Raw genomic sequence first — 14,567 nt, 5'->3', positions numbered from 1 at the left:
CTTGAAACAATACCGGGGCAATTAGGCGGTATTATGTCCAAGTGGCGCAACTCTGCCAATATGCATTGTCGTTGCGCCATCTGATGACCGGGCGATTTGTCACCCGTGCTGTTTTTCCACGCGCAAAAGCTTGCCCACCACGATTGATACGGCGGCGGCGGCAAAGCTGAACAAGGCGCCCATCTTGGCGGCGTCCTGAACATGGATGCCGTTCAGAACCACGTTGCCGTCAAAGGCAACCGACGCGATGAACAGCGAAACGGTAAACCCGATCGCAGCCACGCAGCCCACGACAACAAGATCAAGCGCCCGCATCCCGGAGGGCAAGCCCAGCCCCAGCGGTCGCGCCGCGATCCAGCCGAATATGGTCACACCCAGCGGCTTGCCGATCATCAGGCCCGCCAGCACCAGCCAGGTTGGCGTGCCGATCGACGAGAATTCGACGCCTGCGTTCAAAAGCCCGAAGAAGAACAGCACGACCTCGACCGGATGCTTGAGCATATGCTCGATCTGGTTCAGCAGATCGGTCAGGTATTGCTCGGCCTCGCTGAAGATGCCGAAGGCGCGGTCGGCATGCGGAATGGTCGGCACGATCGGCAAAAGCCCAAGGGCGGGGTGAAGGCCAGCCTCCTGAAAGCCGAACCAGCTGGCGCAGCCTGCCAGAAGATAGGGCCAGAACGACAGATATTTGCGCACCCAGCTTGACATGGGCCGCAATTGATCGCCGCGGTCCATCATCCGGGGCAGCCAGTTGAACAGCACGAAAACCCCGACGGCCGATCCCAGAGACACCAACAGCCAGGCTGGCGCCAGATCGCCCGATGGATAGAAGATCGCCAGAATGATCAGCCCCGCCGCATCGTCGGCGATGGCCAGCAGCAGCAGGAACCGCACTGCCGGATGCCCGGCCCCGAAAACCACGCGCCCCACCAGATAGGCAAAGGCGATATCGGTCGCGGACGGGATCGCCCAGCCGCGGCTGATGGCATCGAAGGTGGCCGATCCCATCAATGCCGCCAGCCCCACATAAATGGCGATCGGTCCCAGCATTCCGCCCAGCGTGGCGATCAGCGGCGTTGCGGCCTTTTTGCCGCGCAATGATCCTTCTTTCAGGATCACCGCTTCCCAGACTTCCTTGGCGGCGATGGCAAAGAAGAAGGCCATCAGGATATCATTGACCAGGTAATGCACGCTCAGCACCTTGGTCACGTCACCGACTTCGAATTTCTCGAACCCTTCACCGTAATTATTGGCCCAGCGGGTGAAATCCCCGCCGATCCAGTCGTTGAACCACAACGGATACTCGACGAAATGGTGATAGGCATGTGTGTCGAAATTTGCCCAGATCAGTGCGATCAGGGCACCGGCGACAAGCAGCAAAGAATAGTTGTTGATGAAATTCCAGACGCGGTACATGCTGACCCCCTCCTGCCGTGCCGGGATGATTAAGACATGAATCGCGCGGGGGCAACCATTCAGGTCAGGATCGGTTGATCACATTCCGGATCAGGCCCGGACAAGCTGAACAGATCAGGGAAAAGAACGGTTTTTTTCCAGAATATCCTGCACTTGTCCCAAGTCCCCCTCGTGCCCGCAGCGGGTGTTCGGACGATGCGTCTGCCATGGACGCCAGCCCCTGCTTTGCGCGTGGATGCAGATCAAGCTGCGCAGCGCCCGGGGGGCTTTCACTTGGCGTGGATCGGCCCTAAATCGGATGCATGTCTGATGACCTGACATCCTTGCAGGCCGATCTTGCCGGCTGTCGCCTGTGCGCGTCCCGCTTTGCCGCCACGGCCAGCGCCCACAGCCCGCGACCAGTGATCTGGTTCCGGCCCGGCGCGCGGATCGTTATTGCCGGTCAGGCGCCGGGGATACGGGTGCATGAGGCGGGCCGGCCGTTTAAGGATGCCTCGGGTGATCGGCTGCGCGACTGGATGGGCGTGACGCCTGACCAGTTCTATGACCGCGACCGCGTTTCGGTGCTGCCGATGGCGTTCTGCTTTCCGGGCTATGATGCCAGGGGGGCCGACCTGCCTCCCCCGCCCATCTGTTCCAAGACATGGCATCCGCGGATCACACCGGCGCTGGGGGATGCGCCGCTGACCTTGCTGGTGGGGGGCTATGCGCAACGCTATTACCTGAAAGCGGCGGCCGTGACAGAAACAGTGGTCGGCTGGCGCGCGCATGCTCCGCGCGTCTTTCCCTTGCCCCATCCTTCGTGGCGCAATACGGCTTGGCTGAAAAGGAACCCGTGGTTTGCGCGCGATCTGCTGCCCGCATTGCGGGCCCGCGTGCAAGAGGTGCTGAATGACTGACCCAACCCCGCTGGACCGCGCCCATGCCGCGATGCAGGCCGCGCCGCAGGATGATGCCGCGCGGCTGCGGTTTTACGAACGGCTGGCCGATTGCGAATTGTTCATCCTGCTGGACCGCGACCCCGAAGACGACCAGATCGCCCCGCGCATGTTCGATCTGGAAGGCGGCCGGTTCGTTCTGGTCTTCGACCGCGAAGACCGGCTGGCCGACTGCGTTGGCGCCGCCGCCCCCTATGCGGCCATGTCCGGGCGGCTGATCGTGGGGATGCTGGCCGGGCAGGGCATCGGGCTGGGCGTCAACCCGGGGGTGGCGCCATCGTCGATCCTGATACCCGAACAGGCCGTGGCATGGCTGGCGCAAACGCTGACCCATGCCCCTGCCGAGGTCGAGGCCCGCCCGCAGGAACTGACATCGCCCGGCGGATTGCCCGACAATCTGCTGATGGCGCTGGATGCAAAACTGGCAGGCGTCGGCGGGCTTGCGCAACTGGCCTATCTGGCCGGGGTTGCCTATCAGGGGGCCGGGCGCAGCCATGTTCTGGCCTTTGTCGATGCCGTGCCGGGCGCACAGCCGGCGCTGGCGCGCGCGGTGTCCGAGGCGCTGATTTTCAGCGGGGTCGAGGCGGGCGTTCTGGATGTCGCCTTCTTCGCGGCCAGTGATCCCATGGCGGCACGTCTGGCGAAGGTCGGATTGCGGTTCGATCTGCCACAATCTGCAACTGCCACGCGCGCGGCCCCGGCCGCCCCGGGCATGGACCCGGACAAACCTCCGCGCCTGCGCTAGGCGGCTAGCGTCCTCGCGGGCGGTGGATATGGGCGCTTTGCACCAGTCCAAAGGCCGCCAGCAACACCAACATCGCCGATCCGCCGTAAGAAACCAGCGGCAGCGGCACCCCCACCACGGGCGCCAGCCCCATCACCATCGACATGTTCAGGGCAAAGAACAAAAAGAACGTGGCGGCGATGCCCAGCGTCAGCAGCGATGAAAACCGGTCCTTGTTTTTCAAGGCCGACGCCACGCAAAAGGCGATGATCAGCGCATACAGGACCAGCAACGAAAACGCCCCGACAAAGCCGAATTCTTCGGCCAGCGTCGTGAAGATGAAATCGGTATGCTTTTCGGGCAGGAAATTCAGCCTGCTTTGGGTGCCCTGCATGAAGCCGCGCCCGGCCCAGCCCCCCGATCCCAGCGCGATCTTCGACTGGGTGATGTGATAGCCCGCACCCAGCGGATCTGTCGACGGGTCAAGGAAGGTGTCGATCCGGCGGTATTGATAATCGCGCAGCAACTGCCACGGCGTGCCGCGCGAAGCAAAGACCGCCGCGATCAGACCGCCACCTATCGCGGCCACCGCAGCAAAATAGACCCAATGCACCCCCGCAGCGAACATCACCGCCGCTCCGCCAAACACCAGCAACAATGCGGTGCCCAGATCGGGCTGGCCCATCACCAGCGCGGTGGGCAGCAGAATGATCACCACCGGGATCACCACATAAAGCGGGCGCGACACCTTTCTGATGTCCAGCCAGTCGTAATAGGCGGCCAGAACCATCACCAGTGTGATCTTCGTCAATTCAGAGGGTTGCAGCCGCATGAAGCCCAGGTCGATCCAGCGCTGCGCGCCCATTCCGACGGTGCCGAAGAAATCGACGAACAGCAGCAAGACCAGCGACATGCCGAAGGCCAGCGCCGCGGTATTGCGCCAGAACCAGATCGGCACGAATCCGACCACAAACATCACGCTCACCCCAAGCGCGAACCGTTTGATCTGCGGTGCGGCCCAGGGGCTGAACGACCCGCCGGCCACCGAATACAGCATCAGGAAGCCCACACAGGCGACCGCGGCCAGCAACAACACCAGCGCCCAGTTCAGATACAGAACCTTGCGCAGGCCGGATGGAACGGTCTTGAGGTTGTATTCCAGATAACTCATGCCCGGCTGCGCCCCGTCGGCTGGTTGCCGGGCGGCTGCAGCGGCATGGCGTCAAACAGGCGCTGGATGGCCGGCCTTTGGTCGGATGGGTAAGACGCCAGCGGCGGCAGTGTGCCATGCAGGGCGCGCAGCACGATATCGCGGGCGATCGGCGCTGCCGCCGTCGAGCCGCCAGAGCCGTGTTCCACCACAACTGAAACGGCGATGCGCGGCGCCTCATAGGGGGCGAAGGCGATGAACAGCGCATGGTCGCGCCGGTTCCAGGGCAGATCGGCGTTGCTGGTCACGCCGCGCGCCCGTTCGGCGGCGGTAATGTTGCGCACCTGGCTGGTGCCGGTCTTGCCGGCCATTTTCAGGGCCTCATCCTCGATCCGGGTGCGATAGGCGGTGCCGCGTCGGCTGTTCGAAACGTCATACATGCCCTGCCAGACCTTCGCCAGATGCTGGGGCAGCAGGCCCAGATCCTCGCCCGGGCTGCTGGGGGTTTCCACACCATCCACCGACTTGATCAGCCGTGGCATGATGGCGCGCCCGGTGGCCAGGCGGGCGGTCATTACCGCCAGTTGCAGGGGCGAGGTCAGAACGAAACCCTGCCCGATGGCCGCATTCAGCGTGTCACCGATCTGCCATTCTGCCCCGCGCGCCGCGCGCTTCCAGTCCTTGTCGGGCACCAGGCCTTCGATGATCGCGGACATAGGCAGATCATAACGCTGCCCCAGCCCAAGGCGGCGCGCCATGGCGGCGATCTTGTCGATGCCAACCCGGCGGGCAATGTCGTAATAATAGACGTCACAGGATTGTTCCAGGCTGGCATTGAGGTTCACATGACCGTGCCCGCCATGTTTCCAGCAGTGAAACCGCCGTCCGCTGGTTTCAAGGTAGCCGGGGCACCAGACGGTTTCTTCGGGGGTCACAATCCCGTCTTCAAGCGCGGCAAGCCCGGTGATGACCTTGAACGTCGATCCGGGCGGATAGGCCCCCTGAACCGACTTGTTGGCCAGCGGGCGATAGGGGTTTTCCGTCAGTTCACGGTAATCGGCGACCGAAATGCCGCGCACGAACTTGTTGGGATCGAATGACGGGGCCGATGCGATGCCCAGAATATCGCCCTGTTGCAGGTCGATCACGACCGAGGCCGCACTTTCGCCCGCCATCCGCGCCTGCATGAAATTCTGCAAGCCACGATCGACGGTTAGTTGCAGGTCAGAGCCGGTGCGCCCGGGCGCGCGGTCCAGTTCACGGATAACGCGGCCCACGGCGTTTACCTCGATCCGTTTTGTGCCGGCAGTACCGCGAAGCTGGTCTTCCATCCGGGCCTCGACCCCGTTCTTGCCGATCTGAAAGCGCGGGATTTGCAGCACCGGGTCGGGGTTTTCCAGCTTGGACAGATCGTAATCGCTGACCGGGCCGACATAGCCGATCACATGCGCGAAATCTTCGCCGGCAGGATAGTGACGCGACAGGCCAACCTCGGGGGTAACGCCGGGCAGGGCGGGGGCATTCACGGCCAGTGCCGCCACTTCCTGCCAGCTGAGCCGGTCGGCCACAGTAACCGGCACGAAAGGGCTTAGCCGGTTGATCTCCTTGATGGCGCGGTCGATATCGTCCCGGGTCAGTGGCACGATCCGGGCGATCCGCGCCAGCGCCTGTTCCACATCGCCCGCATCTTCGCGCACCAGAACAATGCGGTAGTTCTGTTCGTTTTCCGCCAGCGGATGCCCCTGGCGATCAAAGATCAGGCCACGTGTCGGCGGAATAAGCCGCAGGTTGATACGGTTCTCTTCGGCCAGCAGGCGGAACTGATCGGCCTGGTCAACCTGCATATAGCGCATGCGCAGTGCCAGCATCGACATGAATGCCACCTGTGCGCCGCCCAGGATCAATCCTCGCCGGGTGATGCGGCGCGCGCTTTCCTCGACATCCTTTGGCGAATGTTTCATCGCAGCACCCTTCGCGCTTCGGGCTGGCCGGCAGGCGGGCGGCGCAGGCCAAAGGCCACACGCGACAGCACGATCGCCACAGGATAGAACAGGATCGTCATCAGCATCTGTATGACCGCCAGCCGCAGCCCGGCATGATCGACAGCGAATATGGTCAGGATCAGCGTATTGGCCAATATGACCGCCACGATCGTGACCACACTGAAAGCCAGTTCGGTGGCCAGGGGCATGTCGGCCGCGCCGTGATGACGGCTGCGCAGGAACTCTGCCCCGATCAGCACCAGAAGCGTCCACAGCCCCGGCGGACGCTGGGTCAGCAGATCGGCCGCCAGAAATACCGCCACCAGCACAAGGGGCGGCACGAAATCGGGGCGGCGCTGAACCCAGACAAAGGTCAGGCACAACAGCATGTCGGGGCCGGGCACCCGCCTGGGGGCGGTTTCCACCGGCAACAGCCCCAGAAAGATCAGCCCGGCCGCAACAGCGGCAAACAAAAGGCGATACAGCCAGCGCTGGCTGGTGGCCGGATCAATCATTGCTGCACCTGCGGGGTATTCAGGGCCTGCGGAACCGGACCAATCAGCGAGGGTGCAACCAAGGCGCCGGGATCGGTGATGATGTCGTTGGAATGGCTGCGCAGCACGCGCAGGAATTCCAGCCGTTCGTAATCGGCCGCCAGCCGCACCCGCAACCGCTTGTCCGCGCCCATCGCCACCTGTCCAACCAGCAGGCCCGGTGGAAACAGGCCGCCATCGCCGGATGAAATGACCCGGTCGCCGGGGCGAACGGCATCGGGATTTTCCAGAAACTCGACCGGCGGGGCCATCGAGTTGTCGCCGGCCAATATGCCGCGCTGGCCTGATGGCTGAATTGTCACCGGCAGACGGCTGTTGGAATCGGTCAGCAGGATCACGCGCGCGCTGTTCTGGCCGACACCCGAAATGCGCCCCACCAGCCCCAGCCCGTCCGTCGTCGCCCAGCCATCGAGAATGCCGTCATGCGCGCCGACATTCAGCAGCACCGACTGGCGAAAGGGCGATCCGCTGTCGGCCAGAACCACGCCGGTGATATAGGTCAGGCGGGGGTCAAGCTGCACCTTGTTCAGATCGCGCAGCTTGGCGTTTTCCTGTTCCAGTTGCAGTGCGGCCTCTTTCCAGGCCTTCATCTGGCGCAGTTCGCGGCGCAACTCCTGGTTCTGTTCATAGATGCGGGCATAGGACTGGAAATCGTTCACCATGCCGGCCAGCGCGGTGACCGGGGCCATGGCCCAGCCGAATTCCGGCACGACGCGGTCGATGAACGCGGCGCGAAACCGTTCGACGCGCGGGCTGTCGATGCGCCAGATCAGGAACAGAAGCGTCAGGCACACGACCAGAGTGCCGATCACGATACGCCGGATCGGGCGGGTATATTCGGCGTTGGTTTTCCGCTCTCTTGCCACGGCGGCCTCTCTTCAGGCGCGGGCGCATATCATGCGTCGGTCAGCTGTCGTAATCTATCACATGCCGCAGCTGTTTTTCATATTCCAGCGCCTTGCCTGTGCCCAGGGCAACACAATTGAGTGACTCATCCGCCACTGAAATGGCCAGCCCGGTCTGCTCGCGCAGCGCCAGATCCAGTTCGCCCAGCAGCGCGCCGCCACCCGTCAGCATCACGCCACGATCCACGATATCGGCGGCCAGGTCGGGCGGGGTGGCTTCCAGCGCGATCATCACCGCCTCGCAGATCTGTTGCACCGGTTCGGCCAGGGCTTCGGCGACCTGGGCCTGATTGATCTCGATTTCCTTGGGCACGCCATTGAGCAGGTCGCGTCCGCGGATCTGCATGGATGCGCCGCGTCCGTCATCGGGCATGCGGGCCGTGCCGATGGATGTCTTGATCCGCTCGGCCGTGCTTTCGCCGATCAGCAGGTTCTGCTGGCGGCGCAGATAGCTGATGATGGCCTCGTCCATCCGGTCGCCGCCCACGCGCACAGATCGGGCATAGACGATATCGCCCAGGGACAGCACCGCAACCTCGGTCGTGCCGCCGCCGATATCGACAACCATGTTGCCGGTGGGATCGGTGATCGGCATTCCCGCGCCAATGGCCGCCGCGATCGGTTCAGCGATCAGCCCGGCGCGCCGCGCCCCTGCCGACAGAACCGACTGGCGGATCGCGCGCTTTTCAACCGGTGTGGCACCATGCGGCACGCAGACGATGATCTTGGGCTTGGTAAAGGTGGTGCGCTTGTGGACCTTGCGGATGAAATACTTGATCATCTCTTCGGCCACGTCGAAATCGGCGATCACGCCTTCGCGCATCGGCCGGATGGCCTGAATGCTGCCCGGCGTGCGGCCCAGCATCAGCTTGGCCTCTTCGCCGACGGCCAGCACCTGCTTGCGCCCGTCCTTGACGTGATAGGCCACGACCGAGGGTTCGTTCAGAACGATGCCCTTGCCCTTGACATAAACCAGGGTATTCGCCGTCCCCAGGTCGATCGCCATGTCTGACGAAAACAAACCACCAAAAGCTGCCATTCCGGCGTCCCCGTTCCCACGTTTTGTTGCGGGCCGACTCTGACCATCGGACCGAAATGCTTTATAGGCGGCGCGCGGGTATAGCGTAAAGGGGGGCAGGCGGGCAAATCAGCGCAATTGCGCCACTCTGCCCGCCAGGCCGGTCAATCAGGCGCTGCGCAGATTATCGGCGGGCTTGGTCTTTTCGCGCCGCACCAGCAGGCGGTTCAGCGCGCTGACATAGGCCCGGGCCGAGGCGACGACCGTATCGGTATCGGCCGACTGGCCGGTGACGATCTTGCCGTTTTCCTCCATCCGCACGCTGACGGTGGCCTGGGCATCGGTGCCTTCGGTGACGGCATGAACCTGATACAGCTGCAGGCGCGCCTGGTGCGGAAACAGCGCCTTGACGGCGTTGAAGGTCGCATCGACCGGCCCGTCACCCGTCGCATGCACCTGATGATCCACCCCGTCGATGGTCAGGGTCAGATCGGCGGTTTGCGGGCCTTCGGTGCCGCAGACCACGCGCAGATGCTTGACTACGATGCGTCCATGGGCCTCGTCCGAGGTGGTGTCGCGCATCAGCGCCACCAGATCGTCGTCAAAGACCTCTTTCTTGCGGTCAGCCAAAGCCTTGAACCGCACAAAGACGTCTTTCAACTGGTTATCGCCCAGATCAAAGCCCAGATCGTGCAGTTTGGCACGCAGGGCGGCGCGACCGGAATGCTTACCCATCACCAGATTGGTGGCGTTCAGCCCGATATCGGCGGGCTTCATGATTTCAAACGTTTCGGCATTTTTCAGCACGCCATCCTGATGGATGCCCGATTCATGCGCAAAGGCGTTCTTGCCGACGATCGCCTTGTTATATTGCACCGGAAAGCCCGATACGGTGGCGACCAGACGGCTGGCCTGCATGATCCTGGTGGTGTCGATGCCGGTGCGATAGGGCATGATGTCATTGCGCACCTTCAGCGCCATCACGACTTCTTCCAGCGCGGTATTGCCGGCGCGTTCGCCCAACCCGTTGATCGTGCATTCGATCTGGCGCGCGCCGGCCTCGACCGCGGCCAGCGCATTGGCGGTGGCCATGCCCAGATCGTTGTGACAATGCGTGGCAAAGATGATCGTGTCGGCCCCCGGCACCCGTTCCAGCAGCATCGCGATCAGCGCCGCACTTTCGCGCGGGGCGGTATAGCCGACCGTATCGGGGATGTTGATGGTCGTGGCGCCAGCCTTGATCGCGGTTTCCACCACACGGCACAGGAAATCATGTTCGGTGCGTGTGGCGTCCATCGGCGACCATTGCACATTGTCGCACAGGTTGCGCGCATGGGTGACGGTGGCATGGATGCGATCAACCATTTCATCCTGCGTCAGCCGGGTGATGTCACGATGCAGCGGCGAGGTGCCGATAAAGGTGTGAATGCGCGGTTTGCCCGCGTGTTTCACGGCCTCCCAGCAGCGGTCGATATCGTTGAAATCGGCCCGCGACAGGCCGCAGATCACCGAATTCACCGAATTGCGGGCGATATCGCGCACCGCTTCGAAATCGCCATCGGATGCGATGGGAAATCCGGCCTCGATGATATCGACGCCCATTTCGTCCAGCAGGGCGGCAATTTCCAGTTTCTCGGAATGGGCCATCGTGGCACCGGGCGATTGTTCACCATCGCGCAGGGTGGTGTCGAAAATCAGGACGCGGTCCTGTTTGGATGTATCTGTCATGGGTCTGGTCTTTCTTATACTGTCTTAGCGTTGCGTTGATCCGACGCGTGGGCACCTCTGAGCGGTCGCGCCGAAGGCACGCTCAGAGGCAGCTAAGAAGCAGAAGGGCACAGGACAGCCGGGCGCGTTGTGCGCACCCATTGGCATTGGCGATATGCTGATCCCGTTTCATGCCAGCGAATATAGCGATGATGTCGGCGAAGGAAAGCACAAATCTGCCACGGCATGCCTGCGCCATGGTTGGGCAGTGCTTGATCTGGATCATCGCGGCGGGGCCTCTGGTCTGGCACATATCTGGAACAAGCTCGCGCGGTCAGCCCGTAGCCTGAAATATTCTAATTGTTGCATATGATGACCGCTTCGCTTATCTGACACATGAAAGACCGTGTTGGTCCGGTGATAGGAGAGGAGAGCCGCAATGGCACATGTCGTCGTTTTGGGGGCCGGGCTGGGGGGAACCATTCAGGCCTATGAATTGCGTGAAACGCTGGGGGCTGGTGACAGCCTGACCGTGATTTCCGACAAGCCCTTTTTCCAGTTTACCCCGTCAAACCCCTGGGCCGGCGTGGGCTGGCGCAAGAAGGATGAAATTACCGTCGATCTGGCCCCGGTCATGCAGCGGCGCAACATCGATTTCATTTGCGACGCCGCCACCAAGCTGGAGCCGACCCAGAACAAGGTGATCCTGAAATCGGGGCGCGAGGTGGGATATGACTATCTGGTGATCGCCACCGGCCCCGAACTGGCCTTTGACGAAATTCCGGGCTTTGGCCCTGACGGGTTCACCAATTCGGTCTGTCATATCGAACATGCCGAAGTATCGGGCAGGAACTGGGAAGACTTCTGCGCCAATCCCGGCCCGATCGTGGTGGGCGCGGTGCAGGGGGCATCGTGTTTCGGTCCGGCCTATGAATATGCGATGATCATGGATACCGACCTGCGGCGGCGCAAGATCCGCCACAAGGTGCCGATGACCTTTGTCACATCCGAACCCTATGTCGGCCATCTGGGGCTGGGCGGGGTCGGCGATACCAAGGGCATGATGGAATCCATCCTGCGCGATCGCGACATCAACTGGATTTTCAACGCCAGGGTCGACCGGTTCGAAGACGGCAAGGCCCATGTCACCGAAGTGAACGAAGACGGCACCGAAAAGAAGAAACACGAACTGCCGTTCAAATATTCCATGATGCTGCCGGCCTTTCGCGGCATTCCGGCGCTGCGCGGGATCGACGGGCTGGTCAATCCGCGCGGCTTTGTCATCACCGATGAATATCAGCGCAACAAGACCTATCCGAACATCTTTGCCATCGGCGTGTGTATCGCCATCGCGCCGCCCGTGGCCACGCCAGTGCCCACCGGCGTGCCCAAGACCGGCTTCATGATCGAAAGCATGGTGACCGCCACGGCCCACAATATTCCGCGACTGATTGCGGGGCAGGAACCAAATGCGGAACCCACGCTGAACGCGCTGTGCCTGGCCGATTTCGGCGATCGCGGCGCGGCGTTTCTGGCCATGCCGCAGAACCCGCCGCGCAATGTCACCTGGAGCGGGCAGGGCCGCTGGGTGCATTGGGCCAAGCTGGCCTTCGAGAAATACTTCATGCGCAAGGTGCGCAGCGGTGTGAGCGAGCCGTTCTATGAAAAATTCATCATGCGGATGATGAAGGTCACCAAGATCAAATCCTGATACGAAAACGCCCGCCAGACCGTCGGGCGTTTCTGTTTACCGCAATACCGATCTTGCCTGCAAGGCGGCCACCTGATCGGCCCCGTATCCCCAGCGCGCCAGCGTGCCGGCGGTATCGGCATCGGCCGGTTCTGGCGGGGTTGGCATCGCTGCCGGGGTGCGGCTGAAGCGCGGGCCGGGTGCCGGTTGCGGGTGGCCCGCCACCGTGACAAAGGTGCCGCGTTCGCGGTTATGCGGATGCTCCAGCGCCTCTGGCAGGGTCAGGACCGGGGCGAAACAGGCATCGGTGCCTTCCAGCAGTTCGCACCATTCGGCCTGCGTCCTGGTCGCGAACAGCGCCGCAAAGCGCGCCCTCAGGGCGGGCCAGTTTCCAAAATCCATCTGGTCGGGCAGGTCTTCTTCGGCCAGGCCCGTCAGGCGCAGGAATTCCGCATAGAATTTTGGTTCCGCCGCGGCGATGCTGACGAATTTGCCGTCCCTGGTCTTGTAGTTGTTATACCAGGGGCAACCACCATCCAGCACGTTCTGCCCGCGCGTGTCGCTCCACGATCCGGCGGCGCGATTGGCGAAGATATAGGTCATCAGCGACGCGGCACCATCCACCATCGCCGCATCCACGACCTGACCTTTGCCGGATGTGCGGGCCTCCAGCAACGCGCAGACGATGCCGAAAGCCAGGAACATGCCACCCCCGGCAAAATCACCGACCACGTTCAGTGGAATGACGGGCTGTTCGGGCGTGCCGATGGAATGTTGCGCCCCTGTCAGCGCGATATAGTTGATATCATGCCCGGCGGACATCGCCAGCGGCCCATCCTGCCCCCAGCCGGTGATCCGCCCGAAAACCAGCCGCGCATTGAGGGCCAGACAGGCATCGGGGCCAAAGCCAAGGCGTTCCATCACGCCGGGCCGGAAGCCCTCGATCAGGGCATCCGCGCGGGAAATCAGCTCCATCAGAACGGCGCGGCCCTCTTCGGATTTCAGATCCAGCGAGATGCAGCTGCGGTTGCGGTTCAGCAACTGATGCTCACCTGTCACCCCGATGGGTGCGGCGCCCGGACGTTCGATCCGCAGCACCTCGGCCCCCAGATCGGCCAGCAACATCGCGGCATAGGGGCCGGGGGCCAGCCCTTCCATCTCGATCACTTTTACACCGGCCAGCGGTCCGCTTTTCAGGGTCATGCCGCGGTCCTTACGGGTTTGACTGGGCGATCACGCCCTGTTCCGTCAATGCGTCGATCCGGGCCTGATCCATGCCCAATATGTCGCGCAAGACTTCGGCGCTGTGCTGGCCCAGCAGGGGCGGGGCCACGGGAGTGGCGACCGGTGTTCCACGCATACGGTAAGGGGGGGTGATATTGGGAACGGTGCCATACACACCATGCGCCAGCCCTGTGACCAGTCCGCGTTCCTGGGCCTCGGGGCTGAACATTGCTTCGGAAACGTTCCGGATCGGTGCGGCGGGAACGCCTGCCGCCGCGAATTTCGCAACGACCGCATCGCGCGTCATTCCGCCAAAAATTTCGTGCAGAATCTCAAACATTTCCGCGCGATAGCCCGCGCAGGCCGACAGGGATTCAAAACGCGGATCATTCAGAATATCCGGCCGTTCCATCACTTCGGTTACCATTTTTACATACAGCCGGTTGGTGGTGCAGGCCAGATACAGCGCCCCGTCGGCGACCGGCAATTCCCCAACCGTTGCGACGGTGCGGCTGGTATTTCCTGTTCTTACAGGATCCTTTGCCGTCAGCAGGGTGGTCGTGGTTTCAAAGCCCAGCATGAACAGCGTCTGATCGAACATCGCCACCTCGACCAGTTGACCTTCGCCGGTGCGGTTGCGTGCGTTCAAGGCGGCCAGAACCGCGTTGGCAGCGTTCATGCCGGTTGTCATGTCGATGATCGGCGCCCCGGCAACAACCGGCGACCGGTCCGGGAACCCGTTGATCGACATGAACCCGCCTTCGGCCTGGGCGATCGGATCGAACCCCAGGCGGCTGGCCAGTGTGCCGTCGCGCCCGCAGGCCGAGATCGAACAATAGATGACTTCGGGATTGCCCTTGCGAACCGTATCATAATCCAGCCCGAACCGGGTCATCACCTTGGCCGAGAAATTTTCGACGATGACATCGGCCTTCAGCGTCAGTTCCAGCGCGAGTGCCTGCCCTTCGGGCGTCGTCAGGTCCAATGCCACGCCACGCTTGTTGCGGTTGGCCCACAGAAAGCCGGGGGAATCGCCGATTAGGGCAGGGTGGGCTGCCATCATCCGGCGCATGTCATCGCCGCCCTTGGGCTTTTCGATCTTGACCACATCCGCACCAAAATCCGCCAGGATCATGCTGCAGACCGGGCCAGATATGAACTGGGAAAAATCGACAACCAGAACACCGTCCAGCGCATGCGCCGTTTCAGGATCGCGCGCGCCGGGCGCGGGCAGGTTTTTCGTCAAGCTCATGGGGTTC

Annotated in this window: 12 protein-coding genes; 3 read left to right on the top strand and 9 right to left on the bottom strand. The window is 62.6% G+C overall.

Features of this window, described 5'->3' with window-relative positions; all coding sequences use genetic code 11:
- Positions 1-99: 99 nt before the first annotated feature.
- Entirely contained in the window at positions 100-1,416 is a 1,317-nt protein-coding gene (locus ACTCHC_RS10005) for a Na+/H+ antiporter NhaA (protein WP_463022345.1), read from the bottom strand.
- 302 nt (positions 1,417-1,718) lie between these two features.
- Here ACTCHC_RS10005 and ACTCHC_RS10000 point away from each other — a divergent pair, with 302 nt between their 5' ends.
- Positions 1,719-2,315 carry a uracil-DNA glycosylase family protein gene (locus ACTCHC_RS10000; RefSeq protein ID WP_463022344.1) on the top strand — a complete coding sequence of 199 codons (597 nt, stop codon included), beginning with the start codon at positions 1,719-1,721 and terminating at the stop codon, positions 2,313-2,315.
- Positions 2,308-3,099, top strand: coding sequence for an SseB family protein (locus tag ACTCHC_RS09995; RefSeq protein WP_463022343.1), 792 nt, complete (start codon positions 2,308-2,310; stop codon positions 3,097-3,099). Before ACTCHC_RS10000 ends, ACTCHC_RS09995 begins: the two co-directional genes overlap by 8 nt.
- A 4-nt stretch (positions 3,100-3,103) precedes the next feature.
- Here ACTCHC_RS09995 and rodA read toward each other — a convergent pair whose 3' ends face one another.
- The 6 genes from rodA to ACTCHC_RS09965 all read right to left on the bottom strand — a co-directional run bounded on the left by rodA (position 3,104) and on the right by ACTCHC_RS09965 (position 10,415).
- The gene (gene rodA / locus ACTCHC_RS09990; protein ID WP_463022342.1) at positions 3,104-4,249 is read right to left on the bottom strand and encodes a rod shape-determining protein RodA; all 1,146 of its coding nucleotides are present in this window, start codon (positions 4,247-4,249) and stop codon (positions 3,104-3,106) included.
- Positions 4,246-6,189 carry a penicillin-binding protein 2 gene (mrdA, locus tag ACTCHC_RS09985; protein ID WP_463022341.1) on the bottom strand — a complete coding sequence of 648 codons (1,944 nt, stop codon included), beginning with the start codon at positions 6,187-6,189 and terminating at the stop codon, positions 4,246-4,248. The genes rodA and mrdA overlap by 4 nt, the downstream gene beginning before the upstream one ends.
- On the bottom strand, positions 6,186-6,725 hold the full coding sequence (locus ACTCHC_RS09980; RefSeq protein WP_463022340.1) for a rod shape-determining protein MreD: 540 nt from the start codon (positions 6,723-6,725) through the stop codon (positions 6,186-6,188). Before ACTCHC_RS09980 ends, mrdA begins: the two co-directional genes overlap by 4 nt.
- A complete protein-coding gene (gene mreC / locus ACTCHC_RS09975; RefSeq protein WP_463022339.1) occupies positions 6,722-7,630 on the bottom strand; it encodes a rod shape-determining protein MreC in 909 nt (302 codons plus the stop codon). The genes ACTCHC_RS09980 and mreC overlap by 4 nt, the downstream gene beginning before the upstream one ends.
- Positions 7,631-7,670: 40 nt before the next feature.
- Positions 7,671-8,708, bottom strand: coding sequence for a rod shape-determining protein (locus ACTCHC_RS09970; protein ID WP_463022338.1), 1,038 nt, complete (start codon positions 8,706-8,708; stop codon positions 7,671-7,673).
- A gap of 147 nt (positions 8,709-8,855) precedes the next feature.
- Complete coding sequence (locus ACTCHC_RS09965) at positions 8,856-10,415, bottom strand: 2-isopropylmalate synthase (protein WP_463022337.1); 1,560 nt, start codon at positions 10,413-10,415, stop codon at positions 8,856-8,858.
- 418 nt (positions 10,416-10,833) lie between these two features.
- Here ACTCHC_RS09965 and ACTCHC_RS09960 point away from each other — a divergent pair, with 418 nt between their 5' ends.
- Positions 10,834-12,105, top strand: coding sequence for an NAD(P)/FAD-dependent oxidoreductase (locus ACTCHC_RS09960; RefSeq protein ID WP_463022336.1), 1,272 nt, complete (start codon positions 10,834-10,836; stop codon positions 12,103-12,105).
- A 36-nt stretch (positions 12,106-12,141) separates the two neighbouring features.
- On the opposite strand, the gene ACTCHC_RS09955 is transcribed toward ACTCHC_RS09960, so the two are convergent.
- Positions 12,142-13,287 (bottom strand): CaiB/BaiF CoA transferase family protein, encoded by a 1,146-nt coding sequence (locus tag ACTCHC_RS09955; protein ID WP_463022335.1) that lies wholly within the window; start codon positions 13,285-13,287, stop codon positions 12,142-12,144.
- Positions 13,288-13,297: 10 nt separating this feature from the next.
- Positions 13,298-14,560 carry a CaiB/BaiF CoA transferase family protein gene (locus tag ACTCHC_RS09950; protein ID WP_463022334.1) on the bottom strand — a complete coding sequence of 421 codons (1,263 nt, stop codon included), beginning with the start codon at positions 14,558-14,560 and terminating at the stop codon, positions 13,298-13,300.
- Positions 14,561-14,567 lie beyond the last annotated feature (7 nt).

Source organism: Actibacterium sp., assembly GCF_055134745.1.
Note: the sequence above shows the minus strand (reverse complement) of the source record. Positions and strands in the feature narration are given on the sequence as shown.